Origin of the sequence: Microbacterium sp. STN6, assembly GCF_026410545.1 — a bacterium.
In the GTDB taxonomy this organism is placed as follows: domain Bacteria; phylum Actinomycetota; class Actinomycetes; order Actinomycetales; family Microbacteriaceae; genus Root112D2.
Genome location: NZ_JAPMIT010000001.1, coordinates 587,861 through 612,731, shown reverse-complemented (window position 1 = coordinate 612,731; position 24,871 = coordinate 587,861). Strand labels below are relative to the sequence as shown.

Genomic DNA, 24,871 nt, shown 5'->3' with positions numbered 1-24,871 from the left:
GAGTGCTGCCGTCCCCGATCGACGGGATCTGTGGAGGTGAGCAGGCAAGACCGGCGTGGGGAGAAGAGTCGCGGCAGCAGAGCCAGGCCGGCGTCAGCTCACGTCGAAGAACTGATCGCCGATCTCGACACGAGTACCGCGCCCAACCCGATAGCGCCGACCCGGCTCGCACAATCGCGTCTCCCCGGCTGGCGGATGAATGACGGTGCCGTTGCCCGAGTAACGGTCACAGATCCACAGCTCGCCGGCTTCAATGCCGAACTCCAGGTGGGTCTTGGACACCGAGCGGCCGGGATCGGAGATCTGCACGATCTGCGCCACGTGCTCCCCCGGCTGAGCGATCGGCCGGCGGCCGAGAAGACCGCCGCCCGTGATGCGCGCTCTTTCACCGGAACTGAAGCTGAGTGCAAACTGCGTGGTCGGCCCCGTCACCTCATCGAGAGCCTCGGCGAGAGCCTCGACAGGCCCAGCGACAGGCACAGCGACAGGCTCCGCGACAGGCTCACCGGCCTCGTCAGCCGCATCGACCTCATCGACCTCGTAGGCCCCATCCACAGGCTCGTCAGTCGCATCGATCGGCTCAGGCGGCATGTCGAACAGGATCTCGCGGCTCACGATCGCCGGCCCCGCTGTTGCTGGAGCGGGCAGCGGCTCGATGATGCTCGTATCGCTGGGTCTCGAATCGGCGACGGCCGGCCGCGTGAGCCTGGCTGCCGTGACGGAGCTGCCGCATTCGCCGCAGAACATCGCGCCCTCCGGCAGCTCGCTGCCACAGACCCGACAGTTCATCGTTCACCCTTCTTTCGTGCCTGACTCCCACGGTAGCCTGCGAACGAACGCAGCGAGACTGCGGCCCGCAGGCGCTGCCACCGGGTACGGCGTGAGCCGAGTTCGGTGCGCAGGTCGCGAACGGCCTGCCACACGGCATCCGCTTCTTCTGGCTTGGGAGCGGTTGGCGAGAACACGGCGCGGTCGGCGGCGCTGGCGAGCACGAGAGGCGGCATGCCGCCCACCACTTCGGCAAGCTCGAGACGGGTTGCCGTTGGGGCTGCCTCATAGCCGTAGTCGACGGCGGTGTCGGCGAATTCGCGCCACCCACCGGTGATGCGATCGATCGAGGTGGCGGCCCTGCGCCTCAGAACCCGCCTGCGCAGCTTCGCCGCGATGACGGCCAGGAAGGGTGCCGCGAGAATGGCGAGGCCAAGAAGGCTCCACCCGGCGATGGCGAGCACGGCGAGCAGGATCGCCACCAGGCCGGACATGGTGTCCGGGTTGTCGTCGACATGCGACGGCGGCGCCTCCTCCGGCGGCTTCACCGTCTCGTCCTTCGGCGGCTGGACCATCGTCTGGGGCCGCGAGATCTGCCGAGGCGTGTCGGGCTGCTTCTTCGGGATCGGCCGCACAGGCGGATTCGGGTCGACGCTCACCCAGCCATCGGCGCGCGTCTGCACCTCGATCCACGCCGAGACATCAGCGCCAGTGAAGGTGACACTGGAGCTCGTCTCCTGCCCCTTCGGCAGGGCGAATCCGAACACGACGCGGGCCGGGAAGCCGAGCTGCCTGGCCATGAGCGCGGCCGTGACCGCGTACTGCTCCTGATCGCCGATCATGGGGACATCCGTCAGCAGCTGCGTGATGCGGTCCGCGCTGTGGCCCGACCTGCTCACCGGCTCGTCCCCGATGCCGTGGCTGATGTAGCCGTTCTTCGCCAACGCCTTCAGGGCGGCGGCCAGCTTGGCGCCCGGCGTCGTGGCACTCCCCGCGTAGTCCTGCAGGGTCGAGACCAGTTCATCGGGCACGACGCTGACGCGGGGAAGCGCGGCGTCACCAGGCATCGCGGTGCCGAGCTGCGCGGCGGTTCGTTCGGGCTTCACAACCGCGTCGAGCGTGTATGCGTCGCCCGAGCCGAGCGGTCTCGTCACCGCACTCGTGCCCGTCGTGTCGTTGTAGAAGAACGCGTTGCTGAGCGCCGCCGCATCGTCGCCCGTGAAGCGCACTTGCTGCAGCTGCCCGTCTGACGGCACCCACACGCCCCGGTACCCGCTGATCGTCACGTTCAGGGAGACGCGCTCACCGTTGACGCCCGCCTGGTCGAGGCGGTACGGAACGCGCGTGAACGAACCGGATGCGGCGTTGCCGCTGCCCACCGAGTAGACGACACCGTCGTACGTATCGAGGGTGGCGATGCGCACGTGCCGCACGTCCCCGAGGCCGCGAACCGTGAACAACGGCGTCTTCGCGTTGGCCGGCTCGAGGTAGCGTCGGAACCCGACAAGCGGGCTCGGGTAGTCGCGCGGGTTGAACGGCTGCACAACGTGCGTGCGCACGACGTTGCGCGGAACAGTGGTGGGAACGAGGATGGTCGCTGCCGTGCCGACAGCGCCTGCGATGACGAGGATGAGCAGGGCGGAGAGCACGGTGCCCAGTCCGGCGAGGCGGCGCTCACCCGGCGTCTCGACGGCCACGCCGGACTGCTCGGCCAGGGAGTGGATCGACATCGTGCGTCGGCGCCAGCGGAACCACAGGAGCCAGAAGATGAGCAGGCCGAGAAGCGCCAATGCGTCGATGAGCGGCCACAGCGCATCCGTCGCCCCAAGCAGGATCGCCGAGACGAACAGGCCGACGGGAGGCAGCACGGCGAGTTCCGGACGCCTCGAGCGCAACGCCGTCACCAGGGTGATCACGATGGTGAGCAGCACGAGGATGAACGCCGGCACGAGCAGCGCCTGGTACGAGCCGACCGGCACTGAAATGGTGACGAGCTGCTTCCAGCTGGTCACGGTCGCGGTGGCGAGCGCAGACTCGGAGCCGAGCGTCGGAAGCACGCGGGAGAGGGCCTGATCGGGGATCGCCAGAGGCACGCCGAACGCGAAGTACACGACGATGACGGCGGGCACGACCACAGCGCTCGGCCAGCGGAAGCGTGCCGAGAGGCCCGCGAGAAGGCCGCCGATGACGATCGTCGCTGCGACCATGATCAGAAAGTCGACGCTGCGGTATACGGCCCAGAACGGCGAGGCTGCGGCGGCCGTGGCGGCGACGCCGAAGCCGATGTTCACCGAGGCGGATGCCGGGGAGCGGTTCATGCGCTGGCCGTCCTGCGGGCCAGGCTCTTCTGCAGGTCCTCGAGCACGCCCACCGTGAGCACGGTGAGGTCGGCGACGCGACGCAGCGAGGGCGGCGCAGACTCATCGCAGACGACCGCGATGACATCGACGCCGATCGGGAACTGCAGCGCAGCGGCCTGCAGCTCGTTCGCCGGAACAGTGGAGCCACACACGAGGAACGCGATGGAGATGCCTGCGGCCGAATCGGAGGCGACGCGGGCAAGCTCGGTCAGCGGCAGCGCCGTCTGGGCGAGCTCGACCCTCGCGAGGTCGTCGAGCAGGCGCGCGCGACCGAGGGTGCTCAGTCGGCGCACGGCACGGACGGCGCGCTTGGCGAAGTCGGGAGTGCGCTCGCTCGCGACGACGGAGACGTCGCGAGCATCCCTGATAGCGCGTACGCCGAGCGAGCCGGCGGCGCTGACGGCCAGCTCGAACTCCTCAGCGGTGGCGTAATCGGCCGCCGCGAGGCTGAGGGCGATCATGAGGTGGCTCCGCCTGGTCTGCTCGTATTGGCGCACCATGTAGCTGCCGGTCTTCGCCGTGCTCTTCCAGTGGATATTGCGACGCTCGTCCCCCGGCACGTATTCACGCAACGCATGGAACGCGATGTCGCTCGAGGTCAGGTCGCGGGTCGGTGCACCCTCGAGATCGCGGATGAACCCGGTGCTCATGCTCGGAATGGCGGTGGTGCGCGGGTGCACGAACAACTCGAGGGTGCTCGCCCAGACGACCTCCCTGCGCAGCAGGCCCACCGGGTCGGCGCGCACGGTTCGCACGGGGCCGATGGGGATAACGCCGCGATGGGCGGTCGGCACGATGAAGACATCGCGGTACTCCGCCCCCGCGGGGAGGCTCGGCATGGCGAACTCCGCGAGGCCGAAGCCGACGGGAACCTCGACGCGAACTCCCGAGATTCGGCGCCTGGTGGGGTTGTGCACCGTGATCTCGCCTGGTGCCTTCTCGCCGACCACGACGCGGTTTGCGGGCATCGCCAGGGTGACCTCGTGCGCGTTGCGGCCGATGAGGTAGAACAGGGCCGCGCAGGCAAGGGCGAGCGAGGTCCAGGCCATGGCGACGGCCTCCACCCAGCCGAACCGATAGCCGAGCACGAACGAGAGCAGCATGATGACGGCGATCGACCAGCCCAGGGGCGTGACGACGGCACTGACCCGCGCCCACACGGCAGTCGCGCGCGTGCGCACGGTGCCGGCGATGCGCACGATGGTGACGATCGCGTCGGCGAGCCTGCCATCCCTCGTGCCGACGATGCGCGTACGCGCGTTTGTCAGCTCATGCTGCGTTCTCGTTACGGTGTTCGTCACACGGCTTGCCGATCGGCCGGGGGCGGCGTCTCGATGAGAATCTGTGAGACGACGCTCGAGGCGGTGACTCCGTCGAACTCGGCTTCGGGGTCGAGCAGCAGGCGGTGCGCCAGCACGGGCTCCGCGAGGGCCTTGACGTCGTCAGGAATCACGTAGTGACGGCCGTTCGCGGCCGCCATGGTCTTCGCCGTGCGAAGCAGCGCGAGGGCGCCCCGCACGCTGACGCCGAGCCGCACCTCGACCGCGGTCCTCGTGGCGTCGACCAGGCGTGAGACGTAGTCGTTGATCGCCGGGTCGACGTGCACGGTGCGCGCGAGCGACGCCATCTCGACGATCGTGTCCGCAGGCACGACGGAGGGCACGACGACCTCATGCGCGCGGTGCTCAGAACCGTCAAGGATGCGCAGCATCGCCGCGTGGTCGGGATACCCGATTGAGGCCTTCATGATGAATCGGTCGAGCTGCGCCTCGGGCAGACGGTAGGTGCCCGCCTGTTCGATGGGATTCTGGGTAGCGATGACCATGAACGGCGCGGCGACGGGGTGGGTGACACCGTCAACCGTGACCTGGCCCTCCTCCATGACCTCGAGAAGCGCCGACTGCGTCTTCGGGCTCGCCCGGTTGATCTCGTCGGCGAGCACGATGTTGGCGAAGACCGGGCCGCGATGGAACTCGAACTCACCGGTGCGCTGGTCGTAGATGTTGACGCCCGTGATGTCGCCCGGCAGCAGATCCGGGGTGAACTGCACGCGGTTGCTCGCGCCATGCACGGACTGCGCGATGGCGCGAGCGAGCGAGGTCTTGCCGGTTCCCGGGAAGTCCTCGAGCAGCAGGTGACCCTCACTGAACAGCGCCGTGAACGAGAGCCGGATGATGTGCGTCTTGCCGAGCACCACCTTCTCGACATTGCTGACGAGCCGCTCGAAGACGTCGGCGAACCACGCGGCCTGCTCCGGGGTCATCGTCATGCCGGGGATCCTCCTGTTTCTCTCCACCTCGTCGGCGGCTGAATTCAGTATGCCGGTCGCAGCGCCTGCGGCCGTGGCGGACTCACTGGTCATAGTCGGTGCTCCGATACGTCTTGGTGTAGAGGTTGCTGCCGCCACTGTCGTTCATCTGCACATAGACGGTCAGTAAGCCGCTTACGCAGTTCGTCGCCGCCCCCGCTGCGGGCATGGAGGTCTTGGTGACGCCAGCATCGCAGCTGTACTGCACCGAGGTATAGGACGCGGGGGCCTGCGTCCAGCTGAAATCGCCGTTCTCGAAATGAAGTCCGCCCACCTTTGTATCAACCGGCGTACCTATGACCTTCGCGAACTCGTCGCTCGGAAGTCGGACCGCACCGTCGTCGTAGACAGCGACCCTGCGAAGATGAACGGTGATGGGCTGACCGTAGTTCCCGGTGCCCGCAGAGATCGTGCCTCCCACACTTATTGCCTGCCACGCAGTCGAAGAGTTGGCGCCATCCACCCGATACTCGCACGGCATCGTCGGCGAGCACGCCGGCGTAACGCTGTCCAATATGAAGTCAAAGGTCGTCTGGCTGGATGAATCCGGCTGCCTGTGAGTGTTGAATGCGGTGATTGGCCCGGGCGTCACGTGCGGGCTCACCATGGCCACGTTGCTTGCCGTGCAGCCTTGGCCGTTGTAGGCGAACGCGACGAAGGAGTACGGGGTGTCTGCCGAGAGCCCCGAGAAGGTGTCTGCGGTTGTCGAGGCAGGGAGCCCGTCGTGAACCGTCGCTCCGTTGGCGAGGATAGTGCCGTTCGAGCGACAGGTCGGGCCTGAGCCGCCGGAGTATGCGGCAACCGCATACTTGGTGATGCCGCGACCGTTGCCGTCGAAGACGCCGGGCCAATTGACGTTGACGCTCGTTGAACCGTAGCTGGGCTGAGCGGCCGTGAGATTGCCAATGCGCTGGGGCGGCCCTGCGGGCACGCCTGTGGCCGTGGCCTGGTTCCAGTTGGTGGCTCCGTAAAACGCGTTTCGGGAGGCGACACTGACCGTGTACTGGGTGCCGTTGGTCAAGTTCCCGACATCAATCGCGTACGTTCCCGCCGACACGACGGTCGTGTTGTCTGCCACCGTCACGAGGTAGGACGTGACGGCGCTGGCACCGGGCGTCGCGGGCGGCTTGTCCCAGGTGATGTGCAGGCCACCGTCGAGGGGCGAGGTGGCGAGGTTGGACGGTGCGGCAGGCACGATGTTCGACCAGACCGCATCGGGGTACGCGACAGCATCCGAGATCCCGAGCGCGTTCTTCGCCGTGACCGACACCCGTACCTGGTTGTCGGGCCCGTTGCCCGAAGTGGGCACGGTGCACGACGTCGCGGCACAGGTCGTCGTGTTCGTGCTGCCGTCGCTCGCCCTCGTCGTCGTGACCTGGTAGTCGGTGATCGGCGAGTTGTTGAACGCGCCCGGCACCCACGAGAACGTGAGCTTCTGATCGCTGATACCGGTCAATTGCAGGTTCTGCACGGGGTCCGGCCTGTCCTGCACCGAGATGCGCACGGTGCCCCATGCATAGCGATCGGGGTCACCCGTGGCATCCGCCACCTCATACTGCAGGTTCGTGTCGATCGGCTGCGCGTTGGCCGAGACGCTCACCGTGAGGGTGCTCTTGTCGGCGCTCGGGGTCACGGAGACGCCGGGGGGCAGGGCGTCCGAGCCGATGCCGCGCACCGCGACCACCCGAAGCGGTGTCTTCGGGAACGGGTTCGTGGCCGCGTCGTTCGCGAGCACGTCGACCGTCTTGGTCGTGCCGCGCTGAACGATCGCCGAATCGGCGGCCGGCACCGCGAGCGGCCTGGTCGATGGCACCACCGTGAGCTGGATTCGCCCGGCCTGGCCCGCGTTGATCGCGTCCTTCACCCCGACGAGCACGGTCGCGACGGCGCCCTTCGGCGTGCTCTCTGCCGCGTCGATGTCGAGCTTCTGCCCGCTCAGGCTGACGGAGAAGCCCTTCGGCTTCGGGTCGAGCACGGTGTACGTGAGCTCGCCCTGGTCCTTCTGGTACGGGTAACGCGTGAGCTTCACCAGGTCGATGGTCTTCTGCTGGCCAGGCTCGAAGTCGATGAGCCCGCCGGTGAACACAGGCGGCTGGTTCTCGCGCGGCGTCACGGTGATAGGCAGAACGAGCGTGGCCGTGTGGCCGTTGGGGTCGCTGGGAGACGTGCCATCCGTCACTTCGAACGAGATGGAGGCGGGGCCGAAGTACCGGTCGGCGCTCGTGAACACCAGCGTGTGCGAATCCTTCACCAGGTTGTCGCCGTTCGAATGCGTTGCGCGCACGGTCGACGCATCGGTGAGCATGACCTTCTTGCCGCCCGCTGCCACGACGTAGCCGCCCAGGTTGATCGTCACGGTGCTCTCGCTCGCCACCGTGACGTCGCGCGCGCCGCGCTTGAGCTGGGGCAGGGCGTCGTCGAAGCCGGGTACCCAGATGAACGCGTACGAGACGATCGATGAATCATCGGGATGCCGCACGGCGAACGGGATGATCTGGCTCTCGTTCTCAATGGTCACCCTGATGCGCTTGTCGCTCGTGACGGTCGCGGTATCGCCGTAGCCGGGCAGCACGCTGAGGCCGAGACGGGATACCGGACCGTCGGCGAAGAACACGTTGGCGAGCACGTCGACGTCAACGCTCGTGCGGCCCAGGATGTCGGAGAGCGCGAGCACGGTGTCGTTTGCAATCGGGCGAGACAACGGCGCGTTCTTCGCCACGATGACGGTCAGGAAGTTGGAGCTTGTGCCACCGCGTTCGTTGCTGATCTCGTAGATAAAGCCATATCGGCCCTCGGTCGCGGGGGCTGTCACGGTGACGAGTTCGCCATCGGTGGTCGCCTTGATGCCCGGCGTCGTTGAGGTGACGTTGGTGACGGTCAGCGGGCTGTTGTCAGGGTCGGAGTCGTTCGCGAGCACCTGCACGCTGACGGTTCGCGAGGGGCGCACGGTCACCTCGTCCTCGACCGCGACGGGGTTCCTGGCCCCGTCGAGCTTCGTGGCGATGCCTACGCGCACGATCCCTGTGGCCCTCGCGCCCAGCGCATCGACAACGGTGTAGCCGAACGTGTCGGTGCCTGCCGAGTAGTCGCCGGCCTCGTAGTCGATCCAGTCGGAGCCGACCTTGGTTACCGCACCCTTCGCCGGGTTGCTCTCCTGACCGAGCAACTGAACCGAGTCGCCGTCCGGGTCGATGCCGGTCAGCGGGATCGGGATGCGCACGGTGTCACCCGCGAGGACCCGCGCCGTCACGGTCTTGGGCACCGGTGCGTTGTTCGTCGCCGCATCCAGCTCGCGCACGGCGATCTTCACCTGCGCGGTCGCCCATTGGCCGTCCGGCGCCGACACCTTGTATGTCGCCGTGAAGTTTCCCGTCGACTTCGGTGCGAGATAGCGCAGCCTGTCGCCGGAGACGAACAGCAGACCGGCGTTCTGGGGCAGCGGCTGCACGAGCGTCGGGTCGAGCGTCAGCTCGTCGCCGTCTGGCTGCGAGTCGTTGTCGAGCACCGGGATGTCGATGGCGTCGCCCACGCGCACGGAGACCGTGTCGTCCATAGCGACCGGCGGCTGCCGCACGGCCGGCTGCGGGATCTCGATGACCGTCACGGTGCCCTCGGCCTCTGCGAGCCCGTTGCTGACCCGGTACGTGAAGTCGACGGGCGCCTCAAGCGGCCGGGTGAGCGTCACCCGCAGAATGCGCTGCTGCAGCACCTCCACGCGGATGCCGCTAGCCGCCGGCACGGTCGTGACACCCGTGATGAGCAGCACGCCGCCTGCCGGGTCGATGTCGGTGGCGAGGACGTCCACCTCCTGGGTGCTCTGTGCGTGGATGAACGCCGTGTGCGGCACGGTGATGGGCTGCGTCTTGGAATCCGGCGGGGCCTGAACGTCGATGCGAACGAGCCCGGTCGCCGTCGTCACCCCGTCGGTGACCGCGTAGTCGACGTAGTGCGGCCCGACCTGCGTGCTCGTGAAGCGGAACGTGCCGCCCTCGTAATCTGGCGTGATCGTGGCATCCGGCTTCGCGGGCACCGCCGAGAGCCGCAAGGCGCCCGTGCCGCCGCGCACGTGCGCAAGCGGCGAGACGGTGATCTCCTGCCCGGCGGTGGCCAGCAGCGCGAACGGGTCGGCGATGATCGGCACCTGGTTCGCCGGCCGCACCGTCACCGCGAGCACACCCGTACCCTCCGCTCTCGAGTCGGAGACCACGAGCGCCACGTTCTTCAGCGTGCCGCCCTTGCCCGCGTCCGAGAACACCACGCCGCCCTGCGGCGTGTATGTCACGGTGTCCGGCGCCGGCACGGTTGCGGCGGTCAGGTAGAAGGGGTCACCGTCGGGGTCGTACCAATCGCCCAGCACCTGCGAGGTGACCCTGCCACCCGCCTGCACGAGCGCCTTCGTGCGACGGATCTGCTGCGGCGGCGAGTTCTCCTGGGGCGTTCGCACGGTCACGAGGACGTGGGCGCTGGCTGTTCCGCCGCGGCCGTCGGTGATCGTGTAGTCGAACGAGAGGGTTCCCACGGCATCCGCTGGCAATGTCAGCTGAAGACGCTGGCCGTTGCCGACGATGTCGACGCGCCCCCTGGTGGCGTCGACCGGCGTCACCTGCGTGATCATGAGCACGTCGCCGTTGGGGTCGTAGTCGTTCATGAGCACCGGAAGCGGGCTCACCCTGCCCGGCCTGGCCCCGAACGAATCGTCGATCGCGACAGGCGGGGCCTGCGTCTTCTCGTACTCAGGCGGCGTGTCGAGGTTGTTCTCCTCGATCTGCTGCGTCTTGTCCTTCTTGACGACGAGTTCGTCCCAGTTGTCGATGAGCGCATTGCCCTGCTGCACTGCCCACGACGTGCCGCTGACCTCGTCGTTGAGCACCACACGGTCACCGTTCACGCGGTACACCAGTTGCGCACCGCCCGGCATGCTCGACAGCGTGTCTTTCACACCATCGGATGCCGCTCCACACGTCTTCCACGCGGTGCCGCCAGCCCAGCCCGCGTACACGCAGCCGTCGACCCGCGTCGGCGCGGCGGGTCGCCCCATGCTGCCGCTCAGCACCTTCGTGGCGCCTCCGCTGTCGAGCCGTACGGAGACGAGGCCGGCCGACGACGCGATGTAGACAGTGTCGCCAGAGGTTGCGGGCTGCTCGAGAACCGCACCGGTGGCACCCGCGAGGGCGTCTGAAAGGTCGACACGGCCGCGGTCGAGGTAGAGCATGCGTGTGGTCGCGTCGAGGAGCGCCCAATGGCCGCCGATGCTCGTGATGCTCAGTTCGTCGTCGGCCTTGTCGATCGAGACGTCACCGACGGTCTGCATCGCGGTGCCGGCGGCGAGATCGACGCGGCGAAGCTGATGCGTCTCGGGGAGGTAGGCGAAGAGCACCCCCGCCTGGTCGATGGATGTGACCGAGCGGCCGCCGAGATCGAGGGTCGGCTGTGACTCGACGGTGAAGTCGGCCAGCTGCGAGAGGCCTGTCAGCCAGAGCTGCCCCGTCGCCTCCGAGCTGATCGCCACCGAGGTTCCCGCGAGCTGCACCCGCGGCTGCCGGGGTGGAAGCGGAACGCTCTTGCCCGCCTGGGATGTCGCGGGATTGACGCGGGAGACGGTGTTCTCGCCCGCGTCGACCATGAGAACCGTCTTGCCGGACTGCACGACATCCGTGCTCGAGCTGGCCGAGCTGACGACGGTGTTCAGGCGAGAGATCTCGGTGTTCGCCCTACCGAGAAGGGAGCGTGACTGGCTCGTGACCCACACCGACGCGTCGTCGAGTTGCATACGCTGAGCGGGGTAGCCGCCGGAGACGAGCGCCAGTGTCGTCACGAGAGCGACGATCGAGGTGCTGCTGACGGCGGTGACCGCGAGCGACTTATGGGCTGCCAGCCACGCGCGAATCATGAATCGTCCGCCGTCGTTGCGCATTTCTGCGCGCTCGAAGGCCCCGTTCTTCCGTCTCGGTTCACCGCCACCGTGATGCACACCGGCCCGGATTCAGAGGGGTCGACCCTGAACTGCGTTCCACGCTGGATGCTGGGCGGGGTGTCCCCCACGCGCACCTGGTACGCGTCGTCGGGCAGCAGGCCGGGATCGGGCCAGGAGAAGACGATCGTTCCGTCCGCCACGTTGGCCGAGATGTCCCTGACCGTGGGAATGTCGGCGACCGTCGACGAGCGCACCAGCACGACGGTGGCCGTGACGCCGAGAGCGACGACGAGCGCGGCGCACGCGACGAGCGACCATGCGAGCGTTTTCGTACGTCGTCCCGCGATCTCGGCCGAACGACTGGCACTCACGATGCTTCCGGCGCTCTCACGTGAGGCCGAACGCCCGAGGGGCCGCGCGGTCTGCTGAGGCCGGGGCTTGCGCGTGCGCCTGCGGGGGCCGCCGGGATCGACGCTGACAATGCCCTTGATGCGCGTGCGGTCTTCGGGGTCGGCGACCGTCGCGAGCGCCCAGTCGTCCATTGCGACCTCGATGGGCGTCTGGGCGAGCCCGAGCTCGGTCTCGATCGACTGCAGCTCCCTGATGAACTCGAGGGCGCTGCGTTGGCGCGCCTCGGGCTTCTTCGACATGGCCCGCGCGAGCATCGCCTCCAGGCGCGGGGGCACGTCGTCTCGGCCGATCGGCGCGGGCCTCGCCTTCGTGATGCGGCCGATGAGGTCTGCCGGCGTGTTGTTCTTCCCCGGCACTTCGAAGGGCGAGCGACCCGCCAGCAACGAGTAGAGAGAGGCACCGAGGGACCACACCTCGCTTGCCACGGTTCCCGGAGTGTTGTCGAGCAGAACCTCAGGGGCCGACCACGGGATGGACAGGCCCGCCGCCTCATCGAGCTCGACGTCGCCGAGCGTCGAGGCGATGCCGAAGTCGCTGAGAACGGGATGCCCGTACGCGGTCGTGAGAATGTTCGACGGCTTGATGTCGCGGTGCAGCACACCGGAACGGTGCGCGGTCTCGACGGCACTCGCCACCCGGATCCCGATGGAGAGCACCTCCGGCACGCCCAGCGGCTGCTGACGATAGCGCTGCCCGATGGACGCCGAGCACAGTTCCATCACCAGGTACGGGCGCCCGTCTGCCGAGACGCTCGCCTGGTAGACCGTGAGGATCGACGGATGTGTGCTCAGCTGGGCCATCAGGTTCGCCTCGGCCTGGAACATCTGGCGCACCTGCGGCGTGGCCACCTCGGAGAGCATGACTTTGACCGCCACCTGGCGCCGCGGCATGTTCTGCTCGTAGAGGAAGACGTCGGCGAAGCCGCCGGAACCGAGCACGCGCACGTAGGAGAAGCCGGGCAGAACGGGGGGCTGCGAAGGCAGGCGTCTGGCCATGGCGCCTCCCCCGAATGATCAGTCGCGACGGCGACCCCAGATGCTCCAAAGTGGTCAAGCCTTGCGTCGGATGCCTCCGCGTCGGCTGAAGACTATTCTAGGCAGGCCCCATACCGCGTTTGGGCGTTGATACCGTAACTGGGGACAGTGCGACACACCCCCAAGTCGGGGGTCACGCCGGGCGAGAGGGCGAGGCGTCACCTTCTCGCATCAGTGCCGACGCACGGTGTGAGGATGCTGTCGCCTCAGTGCCGACGCATGGTGCGAGGATGCGCGTCGTCCGCCTCGTCGACGGATTCAGGGGTCTCGAGCACGTCGACCACGACGACGGTCACGTTGTCGCGACCGCCGTTGCCGAGCGCGGCATCCATCAGAAGCTTCGCGGCGTCGAGCGACGACGACCCGTCAGAGAGGAAGTGACGGATGCCGTGCTCCGTCAATTCCTTCGTGAGCCCATCCGAGCAGACCAGGAACCGAGAGCCGGCGACGACGGGGATGAGCCAGTAGTCCGGAACCGGATCTTCGTTGAAGCCCACCGCTCGCGTGATGACGTTGCTGTGCGGGTGCACCTCGGCCTCGGCGGGTGTGATGGCGCCGGCATCGATGAGTTCCTGCACGATGGAGTGATCGGTCGTGAGCTGGTCGAGCACGCCGTCGACGAGTTGGTACACGCGCGAATCGCCGATGTTCAGCACGAGCCAGTGCGGCACGCCCTCGACGAGGGTCAGCGCAATGCCGGTGACCGTGGTGCCCGTGCCGAGGTCGGTGGTGCCGACGCCCCGAGCGATGTCGTCAACGGCGGAGCGCAGCGCCTCGTTGATCGCCTCGCGCTCCACGAACGGCGAGGAAACCTTCTCGGCCAGACGCGTCACCACCGCGGCGCTCGCGAAGTCCCCGGCGGTGTGGCCGCCCATGCCGTCGGCGACGGCGAAGATCGGCGACCGAGCGAGCAGGCTGTCCTCGTTCGCCGCACGACGGTAGCCCGTGTCGCTCAGGGCTGCCCAGGCGAGGCTTAGCCGGCCGGCCTCTCCCCCGGGAACGGCTACATTGTGACGCCTGTTGCTGCGTCCGATCTGCGTCACAGACGATCCTCTCCGGGTCGTGTCGGGTGGGAAACCGTCATGGTTGAACGCCGACCAGGCACAATCTCGATGATATTACCGTCGCCGATATCCACGGTCGTGCCCGCGAGAACCGCCCGGGACTCGCCCGGCCGCATCCTCGTCGTCGTGATGCCGGGACCGGCCAGTGCCGTGCCGTTCGTGGAGCGAAGGTCGGTGACGACGACGGAATCGCCGACGGGCTCGATGCGCAGGTGCGTGCTCGAGACCTCCTGGGTGGGCGACGCGACGCGAACCAGCCGAGGGGCGGCGCCGGCGACGAATTCGGGCGCCCTCGGGTTGCGGCCGAAGAACGTGGGCGCGTCGAGGTCGAACGGCTCGCCCGGGAGCAGGCGGAAGCCGAACGGCGTCGTCGGGCCGGGTGGCGTGTGCGGCGCCGCCGGCTCGACCTGCCGCGCGGCGGCCTGCTGCGGCGTCGGGGGTGCCGTCTCGGCGCGGATGCCGGGCTCCACGGGTCGCGGAGACGATCGCGGACCCCTGAGCAGCACCGTGTCGTCGAGCTCGGCCCGCACGATCGTGTCGTCGTCGAAGTCCGCCTGGCCGGGGGCACTCGCCTTCGGTTCCGGTTCAGGTTCCGGTTCCCGTTCCGGTTTCGGCTCCGGTTTCGGCTCCGCTGCCGCGGGCGTTCCCCACTGCCGCGACGGCAGTGGCCGCTCGCGGATGACGGTCTCGTCGAGTTCGGGTGGAAGCTCGCTCGCCTGCGGACGTTCGCTCTCAGGCGGGAGCTCGGTCCCGGTCTCAGTATCGGTCACGGTGCTGCCGCGCCGCACGAACACGATCGTCTGCTCGATATCGTCGAGCGCTAGCTCGTCGTTCGACCACAGCGCTCCCCCGGCGTGCAGCACGCCTTCCGCGACCGGCAGGGAACCGGCGGGAGCGCGCGCGCCGAACGAGCGTGGTTGCTCCTCGTCGTCGCCCTCAGCCTCGATGCCGCCGATCTGAAGCGCGGTGACCGAGCGGAAGTCGGCAAGAACCCACGGCTGGATACCGGCCGCGCTGAAGCGCCGGGCGCCACCGATCGAGACGACGTCGACCACGGCCGTGCCCCTCGTGACGACCGTGACGGTGCGGCCATCCGCCGATCCCGCATCGGGGATGCTGGCCAGCGCGAATGACCGCACGGCGCCGTCGCCGGCCAGAGGGATGAGGGCGACGACCTCCTCCACCTGCACATCGTGCCTGCGGGCGAGCGCCCAGAGCGATTCGATCACGTCGGGCGCCGGATCGTCGCCGAGAGCGACGATGAAGCTTCGCCCGCACACCAGAAGCCAGTTACGCGATGCCGACGGCGGCAGCGAGCGGGTGTGGCCGGATGTCACGTTGGGGTCATCCTTCACGTCGAAGGTTCACGGCTCAGTCAGCCGTCGGTGCAGTATGACTCGAGTGTATCGGCGCCGGGGCCGGCTCAGGAGTCCCCGCCCGAGCCATCGGCGAACGCCCACTCCGGCAGTGTTCCCCCGTCAATGACCATGCCGAGAACCTCAGCCATGCCGTAGCGCGAGTCGATCGCTCGGACTCGGTCCAGGAATTCTCCGGCGCAGCTGCCGAGCCCGAGCGCCCAGGAGAGCCACGCGAGCATGGTCAGCGGCGCGGGCAGAAGCCCCGGCGCGGGTGCCATGCCGCACGCCGCCTTCAGCAGCTCGATTGCCCTCTCGACACGCTCGACGTCAGGGCGTCGAGGCGAGCTGCCCATCATCATGCTCGCCAGCAGCACGTCGTCGGCGTGCTGTAACGACGGATTGGCGAGCGATGCCGCGACGACGTCGTCCATGCTCCCACCAGACTCACACATCGCCACCCTCGCTCGCGCATCCGCGCTGGCCGAGAGCCGCCCCGCGTCGGGCCCGAAGGCGAACTGCAGCATCGCCTGATCCCGAGCCGACGGAGGCTGGATGGCCGCAAGAAGTGTCGCCGCCTGATCGGGTGTCAGCGACGCCGCCTGCCACGAGAGCACCTGCTCGGTAAGGTCCACGAGGGCGTTGGGCGGGATGGGGCCTTCGATGCGGTTGAGTGCGCCCTCGACGCGCCGGCGCGTCGAGGCATCCGCTGGTTCGATGCGCGCGAGCTGCTGGGCCGAGGCGGCGACCGTGTGCTCGGCGGGCAGGCGCTGCTGCAGCCCGGATGTGGTGATGAGCGAAAGCGGCCGACCGCTTGAGGGGCAGTCCGAGTCGTAGTACGAGCCCCAGCCGTCGGAGGCGACGCACGCCGCGTCGCGCACGGTGAAGCCGCTAAGCTCGGCGCGCCTGATGAGTTCGTCTGCCACCTCGCGATGCGGCGCATGGCCCGAGTCGGCGAAGCGCTGCTGCGTATAAACGACGGGCACCACCGCATCGACCCCGTGCAGCCGGCAGAAGACCCCGATGATGGTCGTCACGATTCGTTTGACGACGGTGCGATTCGTCGATGCCGGCAGGTTGAAGCGCAGCGCCCCGCAGGTGCGCTTGCCGCGCAGGGCGACGAGCACCACGCTGTTCTCGGGCTCGAAGCCGACCATGTGCGGCACGGCCGCGAGAAACTGGGCGAGGCCGTCGACCTTCACGAGGGTGTCCATGCGTCAACGATGGCGTGCGCGCGGCACGGGCTCGCGGCATCCGCTGACATCTGTGGAGAACGGATGCGGGCGCCGCAGCAGTGCAGGAGCACCGCCGCAGCGCCCGTACCTCCTACACCTCGTCGGTGATGGCCCCTGCGAACTGAGCGTTGTACAGGCTGTAGTACGCGCCGCCGCGGGTCAGCAGTTCGCTGTGCGTGCCCTGCTCGACGATGCGGCCCGCCTCCATCACGAGGATGAGGTCGGCGTCGCGAATGGTCGACAGGCGGTGCGCGATCACGAAGCTCGTGCGGTCCGCACGCAGCGCTCCCATCGCCTGCTGCACGAGAAGCTCGGTGCGCGTGTCGACCGAGCTCGTCGCCTCGTCGAGAATGAGCACGCTCGGCCTGGCGAGGAACGCCCGCGCGATCGTGAGCAGCTGCTTCTCGCCCGCGCTCACGTTCGCGCCCTCATCCTCGAGCACGGTGTCGTAGCCGTCTGGCAGCGAATGCACGAAGCGGTCAACGTAAGTCGCTTTCGCCGCATCGAGGATCTCCTCCTCGGTCGCATCGGGCCGGCCGTACGCGATGTTGTCGCGAATGGTGCCCGCGAAGAGCCAGGTGTCCTGCAGCACCATGCCCATGCGGCTGCGCAGGTCGTAGCGGGTCATCTTCGCGATGTCGTCGCCGTCGAGCGTGATGCGACCTTGGTCGATCTCGTAGAAGCGCATCATGAGGTTGACGAGCGTGGTCTTTCCCGCGCCCGTCGGCCCGACGATCGCCACGGTCTGCCCGGGCTCCGCCACGAGCGAGAGATCCTCGATGAGCGGCGTCTCGCTCGTGTAACGGAACGACACGTTCTCGAACGCCAGCCGGCCGCGCGTGCCCTCTGGGCTCACCGGCTCCTCGGGATCCTCGCTCTGCTCCTCGGCGTCGAGCAGCTCGAAGACCCGCTCGGCCGACGCGACGCCCGACTGCAGCAGGTTGGCCATCGATCCGAGCTGGCTCAGCGGCTGCGTGAACTGCCTCGAGTACTGGATGAACGCCTGAACGTCGCCGATCTGCATGGCGCCGGAGGCGACCTGCAGCCCGCCGACGACCGCGATCGCCACGTAGACGAGGTTTCCGACGAACATCATGGCCGGCATGATGATGCCGGAGACGAACTGCGCGCCGAAGCTGGCCTTGTACAGTTCCTCGTTCTTCACGCGGAACAGCTCGCCGACCTCGCGGTGACGGCCGAAGACCTTCACGAGCGCGTGGCCGGTGAACGCCTCCTCGATCTGCCCGTTGAGAACGCCCGTGTGCGTCCACTGTGCGACGAACAGCTTCTGCGAGCGCCTGGCGATCAGCACGGTCACGATGAGGGTGATCGGGATCGTCACCAGGGCGATGATGGCGAGCAGCGGCGAGATCACGAACATCATGACCAGGACGCCCACAACCGTCAGCAGCGAGGTCAGCATCTGGCTCATCGTCTGCTGCAGGCTTTGCTGGATGTTGTCGATGTCGTTCGTCACCCGGCTCAGCAATACGCCGCGCTGCATGCGGTCGAAGTACTTCAGCGGAAGCCGGTTGATCTTCAGCTCGACATCCTCACGCAGACGGTAGACCGTGCGCTGCGTCACTCCGTTCAGAATGTAGCCCTGCAACCACGAGAAGACGGATGCCGCAATGTACAGCGCTAGCGTGAGGAACAGCACGGCCGACAGCGCCCCGAAGTCGATGCCGAGCCCCGGCGTGAGGTGCATGCCGGTCAGCATGTCCGCCAGCTGGCCCTGGCCCTTCGCCCGCATTCCCTGGATTACCTGCGCCTGCGTGGCACCGGTCGGCAGCGACTTCGAGATGAAGCCGGCCACGATGAGGTTGGTCGCGTTGCCGAGAAGCTTCGGTCCCACGACTGAGAACGCCACGCTCACCACCGTGAGCAGGGCAACGACGGCGATGGCCCACGTCTCGGGCTTCAGGCGGCGGATGAGGCGCTTCGCACTCGGCCCGAAGTTCATGGACTTCTCGACCGGCATCGCGCCGCCGAACGGGCCGCCTCCGCCGGGTCCGCGGCGGGCGGGCGGGCGGGGTGGGGACGCGGGCGCGGGTGCCGTCGTGCGCGCTGTCGCCCCAGCGGGCGTGGCGCCAGCGGGCGTGGCGCCAGCGGGCGTCGCGCCAGGCTTCTCGGTGCTCATGCTGCCTCCTCCGGGGTGAGCTGGGATGAGACGATCTCGGCATAGGTGGGCGACGATTCGAGGAGCTGCTCGTGTGTGCCCCGCCCCACGATGCGGCCGTCCTCGAGCACCAGAATCTGGTCGGCGTCGACGATCGTCGACACGCGTTGGGCCACGATCACGAAGGTCGCCTCCTTCTCGTGGGTGCGCAGGGCGCGGCGCAGCCGCGCATCCGTCGCCAGATCGAGAGCCGAGAACGAGTCGTCGAACACGTACAGCTCCGGGCGCTTCACAAGCGCCCTCGCAATTGCGAGGCGCTGTCGCTGGCCGCCCGAGACGTTCGTGCCGCCCTGCGCGATCGGCGCGTCGAGCCCGCCATCCATCTCTGAGACGAAGTCTTTCGCCTGCGCGATCTGCAGCGCGCGCCACAGCTCGTCGTCGCTCGCGTCGGGGTTGCCGTAGCGCAGGTTGCTCGCCACGGTTCCCGAGAAGAGGTACGGGCGCTGCGGCACGAGGCCGATGCGCGACCAGAGCAGGTCGGGATCGAGTTCCGCGACATCCGCCCCGTCGACCAGCACGGAACCGCTCGTGGCGTCGAACAGCCGCGGCAGCAGGTTGATGAGCGTCGTCTTGCCCGCACCCGTCGAGCCGATGATGGCGGTGGTCGTGCCCGGCTCCACGCGGAAGTTGATCTCGCTGAGAACCGGCTGCGCCGCGCCCGGGTACGCGAATCCCACCTCGAAGAGCTCGATCGAGCCGCGCTCGGCAAGCGTCGTGATGGGCTTCTCGGGCGCCGTCACGCTCGATGGCGTGTTCAGCACCTCGCCAATGCGGTCGGCGCACACCGCGGCGCGCGGCACCATGACGAACATGAATGTCGCCATCATGACCGACATGAGAATCTGCATGAGGTAGCTGAGGAACGCGGTGAGCGTGCCCACCTGCATCGAACCGTCGTCGATGCGGAACGCCCCAAACCAGATCACCGCGACGCTCGACACGTTGAGCACGAGCATCACGGTCGGGAACATGAGCGCGAACAGCCGGCCCGCCTTCAGCGCCGTCTCGGTGACATCCTCGTTGGCCGTCTCGAACCGGCGCGCTTCGACCTCCTCACGCACAAAGGCCCGCACCACGCGGATGCCGGTGAGCTGCTCCCGCAGCACCCGGTTGACCGCGTCGATCCGCTTCTGCATGCGCCGGAACTGCGGCACCATGCGGCGGATGATCAGCACCACCGCGATCAGCAGAACGGGCACGCTGACGGCGATGAGCCACGACAGTTCGAGGTCCTGGCTGAGCGCCATGATGATGCCGCCGACGCAGAGGATCGGCGCCGATACGAGCAGAGTGCACGACATGAGCACGAGCATCTGCACCTGCTGCACGTCGTTCGTGTTGCGCGTGATGAGAGACGGGGCGCCGAAGTGCGTCACCTCGCGCTCCGAGAACTCCGAGACGCGCGTGAAGATGGCGCCGCGCAGGTCGCGGCCGACGCGCATGGCGGCCTTCGCGCCGAGGTAGACGGCGAGGATCGAGCATGCCACCTGCGCCAGCGTGATCGCAAGCATGACGGCGCCGACGCGCAGAATGTAGCCGATGTCGCCCTTGATGACGCCGTTGTCGATGATGTCGGCGTTGAGGGTCGGCAGAAAGAGCGATGCGATCGACTGCGCAAGCTGGAAGAGCACCACGCCCACCAGCAGCGTGGTGTGCGGCCGAAGGTACCGGCCGAGAAGTTTGAGAAGCATGTTCCTCCTGTTCAGGTGGCGTCGCCGGTGGCGCCGGCGATGCCGTAGAGGACGAGCCGGGAGAGCTCATCCTCAGAGAATGGGCTGGCCTCGGCGAAGGTCGGCAGGGACGATGAGAAGGCGACGAGGCGAATGAACGGGGCGACCCGCTCGGCCGGGCAGTTCAGCCGTGCGAGGTCGGGCTCGAGCGCGTTGGCCACGATGGTGGCGTACTCGAGACGGTCCGGGCGGTGCGGCGGCCCCGGAGTGTGCCCGTCGAGGTGCGCGAGCGCCGCCATCATGCGGAACACTCCGCTGAAGCGCGCACGAAGCAGGGAGAGAATGAGCGGCACCTTCTCCTCCAGCGCAAGCCCGGCGTCGATCTCACGCAGGCTCTGGCGCAGCGGCTCCGGGTCGAGGTGGTGCTCGACCGTGGCCCGGATCAGGCTCTCCTTGTCGTCGAAGGCCCGGAAGATGGTGCCCTCGGCAATGCCGGCGGCGTCAGCGATCTGCCGTGTGGTCACGGCGGTCCCGCGTTCCATGAGCAGCGGAGCGGCCGCCGCGATGATCATCGCGCGCCGATCCTCGATTGACAACGGCCGCGCGCGGGTGGCTCCAGTGTTCCTGCTCACCGGATCAATCTAAATGAGTGAGCGCTCACTCGCAAGTGATATTTGTCACGGATGCCGCGGCGCCGACCCGCCGTCAGTACCAGTAGTCGCGCCGGGCCCTCGAATACACGCGCAGCCAGTTCTTCTCCTGCGTGTGCCAGAAGCCCTGACGGTCCTTCAGCGGCAGCTCGACGGCCGGAAGGTAGCGCACCGTCTCATCACTGAAGCCCGTCTTGAAGCGGAAGAGGCCCGCCGTCGAGCTGCCTTCCACGGCGTCGGGGTCGGGAATGTTGCCGAGCTCGTAGCGCTCGATGCCGCGTGCGCGCAGGTCGCGCATGATCTCCCACTGCAGGAAGCGCGGGGCCATGAGCTTGGGCTTGGAGCGCACGGAGCCGCCATCCTTGTACCAGGCGGTGCGACCGAAGCTGAAGACGAACGCGCCGGCGAGGATCTCGCCCTCGTGGCTCGCGAAGTAGAGGTCGCCCTGGCCGCGCTCGGCGAACGCGCGCCAGGCGCGCTCAAGGTAGCCGCGGTGGCGGAAGAAGGCGCCGGTGCGGTCTTTGGTGGTGTTCACGAGCGAGACCATGGTGTCGACGTTCTCGGATGTGAGCGGCACGCGCTTCACCTCGACTCCCCCGCGTTCGGCCGCGCGAACCTCATAGCGGGCGCGCTTCTTGAAGCGGCCGAGCACCTCATCCTCGCTTCCCGTGATGTCGAGCGAGACGGCGTGCCGGTACTGCGAGGCGAGCGTGCGCATCCACCCGTTCTCTTCGAAGGCCGCAAAGAGAGCGTCGTCGTCGTGCTGAAAGAACTCGAGCTTGACGGCGAACGCCCCACGGCTCGCGGCCTGCCGAAGCGCCCGGGTCAGCTCGGGCACGTGCTCGGCGCGCACGCCGGCCACCCGCGGCGCGTGCACGAGCGAGCCGAAAGCGGGAACACGACGCGTGAAGAGCTGAACGGGCAGTGGCGACGCGTCGGCCGCGATGCGCGAGAGCGCCCACGGCGTTGCCTGCTTGGTCGCCGCCCACGCCTCACTCTGCATGAAGTGCGCGTCGCCCTGGAGCGCGAGCACCTCGTCATCCCAGCCGCTCACGCGAAGATCTCGCTGATAGCGGCGACATCGTCGTCGCTCGGACGCCATGCCGTCGCGGCGTCCGCGTTCTGCACGATCTGCTCGGGCCTGGTGGCGCCGGCGATCACGCTCGTCAGTGACGGCTGGGCGAGCAGCCAGGCCAAGGTGGCCTCGAGCATACTGACGCCCCGCTCGTCACAGAATGCACGGTAGCGCTCGATCTTCTCCCACGGAGCGTTCTCGAGAATGTATGGCCTGGTGTGCATGATGCGGCTCTCGGCGGGGCCACCCGCCTTGCTGAACTTGCCCGTGAGCAGGCCGTTGTAGAGCGGGAAGAACGGCAGGAACCCCAGCCCGTACTGGCGCACGGCCGGCAGCACCTCGTGCTCGACCTCGCGAGCGAGAAGGCTGTACTCGTTCTGCGCCGAGATGAACCGGGGATGCGCGCCCATTCTCGCCGTGAACTCGGCCTCGGCCACCTGCCATCCCGCGAAGTTCGAGTGGCCGATGTAGCGGATCTTGCCCTCCGAGATCAAGTCGTCGAGGGTGTCGAGCGTCTCGTCGATGGGGGTGTTCTCGTCGGGCCGGTGCAGCTGATAGAGGTCGATCCAGTCGGTCTTCAGGCGCGTCAGCGACGCCTCGACGGCGAGTCTGATGTAGCGGCGGGAGCCCCGGGCACTCCAGTCCGGGCCGTTCGCGCCCTCCATGTCCATGCCGAACTTGGTCGCGAGCACGATCTTCTCGCGCTTGCCCGCCAGTGCATTGCCCATGAGGGTCTCGGAGAGGCCGCGCTCCTTGCCGTAGATGTCGGCCGTGTCGAACAGCGTGACCCCCGCGTCGATCGCGGCGTCGATGACGGCATTGGTGCCCTCCTGCGACTCGGTGGCGGTGTTCAGCCTGCCGAAGTTGTTGCAGCCGAGGCCGATGGTCGAGACGATGAGGCCGGATTCGCCGAGCCGGCGGTATTCGATCTGAGCCATGCTCCCAGTCTACGGATCGCGGCCCACGACGCCGACGTGTACCGATCCTCCACAGCGGCCAGCGCATCCGCCCTCTCCACCGCCAGAGCCGGCGCTCACCTGCCCAGCGAAGGGGCCGGTAGCGTCGAGCGCATGACAGGCAGCGAGACGACCATGACACGTGCACAGACCAGAACAGCGGATGCGCCGCGCGCCGCGCTCGTGGCCGGCGACGACGGGCGCCAGCGCTGTTCCTGGGCCGCGGCAGACGCCGAGTACCGGCGATATCACGACGAGGAGTGGGGCACGCCCCAGCACGACGACGTCGCGCTCTTCGAATCGCTCTGCCTCGAAGGGTTCCAGGCCGGTCTCTCGTGGATCACGATCCTCAAGCGACGTGGGCACTTCCGCGAAGTCTTCCACGGATTCGACGTGCACAAGGTTGCCGAAATGGCGGCAGACGACGTTGAGCGTCTTCTTGCCGACGAACGCATCATCCGCAATCGAAGCAAGATCGAGGCAACGATTGGCAACGCTCGGGCCGCTCTCGAGCTCGACCGCCCCCTGGGCGACCTGCTCTGGAGCTTCGCGCCCACTCCGGTGCGGCCCCGCCCCGAATCGCTCGGCGATCTCGTCACCCGTACGCCAGAATCGGTCGCGATGAGCGTTGAGCTGCGCCGACGCGGCTTTCGCTTCGTGGGGCCGACAACCATGCACGCGCTCATGCAGTCGTGCGGGATGCTCGACGACCATGTCACGGGCTGCTGGCGTTCACTCTGAGACCGAACAAGAAAGGAAAGTCGGGCCGACGACGGCAATGGCTACGATCAGCTTCTCACGTGCTCCATGACCAGCGTCCGCTCGTGCCCGACCGCAGGCGGATTCTCGACTGTCATCACGTGCTTGAGCTGTCGCGCTTCCTTGCAGTGCTGAGCACTGAAGGAGATGCCGATCCGTCGGCCCGACAGTCTTGGTGGGGTGACCATTCGAGCGGTCAATGCGCTCGAGGGCCCCTCGGCTGGCGCCTCCTTCGGCTCGCGTGAACAGTAGGATCTTGACACAGATCACCCTCGATGAGCATAACTCATTTTTGCAGGGTTGGGCACCCCCTTGTGCAACCTCATCGCCGGTGCGCGGCGATGTCAGCGCGCTTGGCCTTGCGTCAGGCTGCGCCACTGACGGCAGCAACCTCGACGAGGTGCAGCTCCCCCGATTCCGCGCGGCGCAACGTGAAGCCGGCCTGCGCGGCCCAGGCGACGAGGTCGTCCGCATCGCCGACAGGCTCGCCTCGCTCCATCAGCGCCCTGACGAAGAGGCCCTTGCTGCGCTTGTTGAAGTGGTTGAGCGGCCGAGGGCGTGACGGGTCAGACGACACCACGCGCACGTAAACGGCGTCAGGGCGTTCGGGAAGCGGGCCGAGTTTCGCGTACCCCTCGGATCGCAGGTCCACGATGAGGCCGTCATGCCTGCCGAGCTGCTCTGAGACAGCCCCCGCCCACACTGACGCCAGCCGGGTGTCCGGCAGCCGTGAATCCCAGGACAATCGATAGGCGGGAATCGCATCGAGCGCCCCCACCGGGCCGAAGAGCGCAGAGTGGATCAGCAGGTGACGTTCCGCGGATGCGCGCCCCGCCTCGCTCAGGGTTGCGGCGTCGAGGGCGTCGTACAGCACGCCCGTGTACCGGTCGATGGCCGGCATGACCGGCGCCGACGCGATGACCCGGTTGCGCTCGACCTCGCCGTGCTGCCGTGGACCGAGCCGCAACGCGGTGATCGTGGCCGCCTCGTCGTGCGCGAGTTTCGACACCGCCCTCACCAGGGAGCGGCGGATGCGCGTCAGGCTCGGGTAGCGCAGCCGATCGAGGTCGAGCGCCCGCTCAGCATCGCCGCCCTCCCGCTTCGTCTCGGAGGGCGGCAGCAGAACGAGCACG

At 67.9% G+C, this 24,871-nt stretch carries 16 protein-coding genes; 1 reads left to right on the top strand and 15 read right to left on the bottom strand.

All coding sequences use genetic code 11. The annotated features are described in order from the left end of the window. Positions 1-93: 93 nt before the first annotated feature. The 14 genes from OSC27_RS02750 to OSC27_RS02685 all read right to left on the bottom strand — a co-directional run bounded on the left by OSC27_RS02750 (position 94) and on the right by OSC27_RS02685 (position 22,961). On the bottom strand, positions 94-789 hold the full coding sequence (locus OSC27_RS02750; RefSeq protein ID WP_267179878.1) for a zinc-ribbon domain-containing protein: 696 nt from the start codon (positions 787-789) through the stop codon (positions 94-96). Further along, the gene (locus tag OSC27_RS02745) at positions 786-3,086 is read right to left on the bottom strand and encodes a DUF3488 and transglutaminase-like domain-containing protein (protein WP_267179877.1); all 2,301 of its coding nucleotides are present in this window, start codon (positions 3,084-3,086) and stop codon (positions 786-788) included. Before OSC27_RS02745 ends, OSC27_RS02750 begins: the two co-directional genes overlap by 4 nt. After that, positions 3,083-4,429 (bottom strand): DUF58 domain-containing protein, encoded by a 1,347-nt coding sequence (locus tag OSC27_RS02740; RefSeq protein ID WP_267179876.1) that lies wholly within the window; start codon positions 4,427-4,429, stop codon positions 3,083-3,085. Before OSC27_RS02740 ends, OSC27_RS02745 begins: the two co-directional genes overlap by 4 nt. Further along, entirely contained in the window at positions 4,426-5,397 is a 972-nt protein-coding gene (locus OSC27_RS02735; RefSeq protein ID WP_267179875.1) for an AAA family ATPase, read from the bottom strand. The genes OSC27_RS02740 and OSC27_RS02735 overlap by 4 nt, the downstream gene beginning before the upstream one ends. Before the next feature lie 82 nt (positions 5,398-5,479). Next, positions 5,480-11,326 (bottom strand): Ig-like domain-containing protein, encoded by a 5,847-nt coding sequence (locus OSC27_RS02730; RefSeq protein WP_267179874.1) that lies wholly within the window; start codon positions 11,324-11,326, stop codon positions 5,480-5,482. Beyond that, positions 11,323-12,756 (bottom strand): serine/threonine-protein kinase, encoded by a 1,434-nt coding sequence (locus OSC27_RS02725; protein ID WP_267179873.1) that lies wholly within the window; start codon positions 12,754-12,756, stop codon positions 11,323-11,325. The genes OSC27_RS02730 and OSC27_RS02725 overlap by 4 nt, the downstream gene beginning before the upstream one ends. Positions 12,757-13,001: 245 nt before the next feature. Beyond that, entirely contained in the window at positions 13,002-13,838 is an 837-nt protein-coding gene (locus OSC27_RS02720; RefSeq protein ID WP_267179872.1) for a PP2C family protein-serine/threonine phosphatase, read from the bottom strand. Further along, a complete protein-coding gene (locus tag OSC27_RS02715; protein ID WP_267179871.1) occupies positions 13,835-15,196 on the bottom strand; it encodes an FHA domain-containing protein in 1,362 nt (453 codons plus the stop codon). The genes OSC27_RS02720 and OSC27_RS02715 overlap by 4 nt, the downstream gene beginning before the upstream one ends. A gap of 86 nt (positions 15,197-15,282) precedes the next feature. Continuing rightward, positions 15,283-16,428 carry a DUF4192 domain-containing protein gene (locus tag OSC27_RS02710; protein WP_267179870.1) on the bottom strand — a complete coding sequence of 382 codons (1,146 nt, stop codon included), beginning with the start codon at positions 16,426-16,428 and terminating at the stop codon, positions 15,283-15,285. Between the two features lie 112 nt (positions 16,429-16,540). Continuing rightward, positions 16,541-18,589: an ABC transporter ATP-binding protein gene (locus tag OSC27_RS02705; protein WP_416348801.1), complete on the bottom strand. Its 2,049-nt coding sequence runs from the start codon at positions 18,587-18,589 to the stop codon at positions 16,541-16,543. Beyond that, positions 18,586-20,319: an ABC transporter ATP-binding protein gene (locus OSC27_RS02700; protein WP_267179869.1), complete on the bottom strand. Its 1,734-nt coding sequence runs from the start codon at positions 20,317-20,319 to the stop codon at positions 18,586-18,588. The genes OSC27_RS02705 and OSC27_RS02700 overlap by 4 nt, the downstream gene beginning before the upstream one ends. Before the next feature lie 11 nt (positions 20,320-20,330). After that, positions 20,331-20,930, bottom strand: a complete 600-nt coding sequence (locus OSC27_RS02695; RefSeq protein ID WP_267179868.1) for a TetR/AcrR family transcriptional regulator — start codon at positions 20,928-20,930, stop codon at positions 20,331-20,333. 73 nt (positions 20,931-21,003) lie between these two features. Then, entirely contained in the window at positions 21,004-22,002 is a 999-nt protein-coding gene (locus tag OSC27_RS02690) for a lipid II:glycine glycyltransferase FemX (protein WP_267179867.1), read from the bottom strand. Beyond that, positions 21,999-22,961 carry an aldo/keto reductase gene (locus tag OSC27_RS02685; protein WP_267179866.1) on the bottom strand — a complete coding sequence of 321 codons (963 nt, stop codon included), beginning with the start codon at positions 22,959-22,961 and terminating at the stop codon, positions 21,999-22,001. The genes OSC27_RS02690 and OSC27_RS02685 overlap by 4 nt, the downstream gene beginning before the upstream one ends. Before the next feature lie 153 nt (positions 22,962-23,114). On the opposite strand from OSC27_RS02685, the gene OSC27_RS02680 reads away from it, so the two are divergent. Beyond that, positions 23,115-23,720, top strand: coding sequence for a DNA-3-methyladenine glycosylase I (locus OSC27_RS02680; RefSeq protein ID WP_267180407.1), 606 nt, complete (start codon positions 23,115-23,117; stop codon positions 23,718-23,720). A 382-nt stretch (positions 23,721-24,102) separates the two neighbouring features. Here the strand turns inward: OSC27_RS02680 and OSC27_RS02675 are convergent, their stop codons facing one another. Next, on the bottom strand, positions 24,103-24,870 hold the full coding sequence (locus OSC27_RS02675) for a YaaA family protein (protein ID WP_267179865.1): 768 nt from the start codon (positions 24,868-24,870) through the stop codon (positions 24,103-24,105). Between the last annotated feature and the right edge of the window lies 1 nt (position 24,871).

Coding starts and splice junctions, on each gene's coding strand:
- OSC27_RS02685 (WP_267179866.1), bottom strand. CDS start 22,961: ATGGCTCAGATCGAATACCGCCGGCTCGGCGAATCCGGCCTCATCGTC.
- OSC27_RS02745 (WP_267179877.1), bottom strand. CDS start 3,086: ATGAACCGCTCCCCGGCATCCGCCTCGGTGAACATCGGCTTCGGCGTC.
- OSC27_RS02725 (WP_267179873.1), bottom strand. CDS start 12,756: ATGGCCAGACGCCTGCCTTCGCAGCCCCCCGTTCTGCCCGGCTTCTCC.
- OSC27_RS02735 (WP_267179875.1), bottom strand. CDS start 5,397: ATGACGATGACCCCGGAGCAGGCCGCGTGGTTCGCCGACGTCTTCGAG.
- OSC27_RS02750 (WP_267179878.1), bottom strand. CDS start 789: ATGAACTGTCGGGTCTGTGGCAGCGAGCTGCCGGAGGGCGCGATGTTC.
- OSC27_RS02730 (WP_267179874.1), bottom strand. CDS start 11,326: ATGATTCGCGCGTGGCTGGCAGCCCATAAGTCGCTCGCGGTCACCGCC.
- OSC27_RS02680 (WP_267180407.1), top strand. CDS start 23,115: ATGACACGTGCACAGACCAGAACAGCGGATGCGCCGCGCGCCGCGCTC.
- OSC27_RS02705 (WP_416348801.1), bottom strand. CDS start 18,589: ATGAGCACCGAGAAGCCTGGCGCGACGCCCGCTGGCGCCACGCCCGCT.
- OSC27_RS02710 (WP_267179870.1), bottom strand. CDS start 16,428: ATGGACACCCTCGTGAAGGTCGACGGCCTCGCCCAGTTTCTCGCGGCC.
- OSC27_RS02700 (WP_267179869.1), bottom strand. CDS start 20,319: ATGCTTCTCAAACTTCTCGGCCGGTACCTTCGGCCGCACACCACGCTG.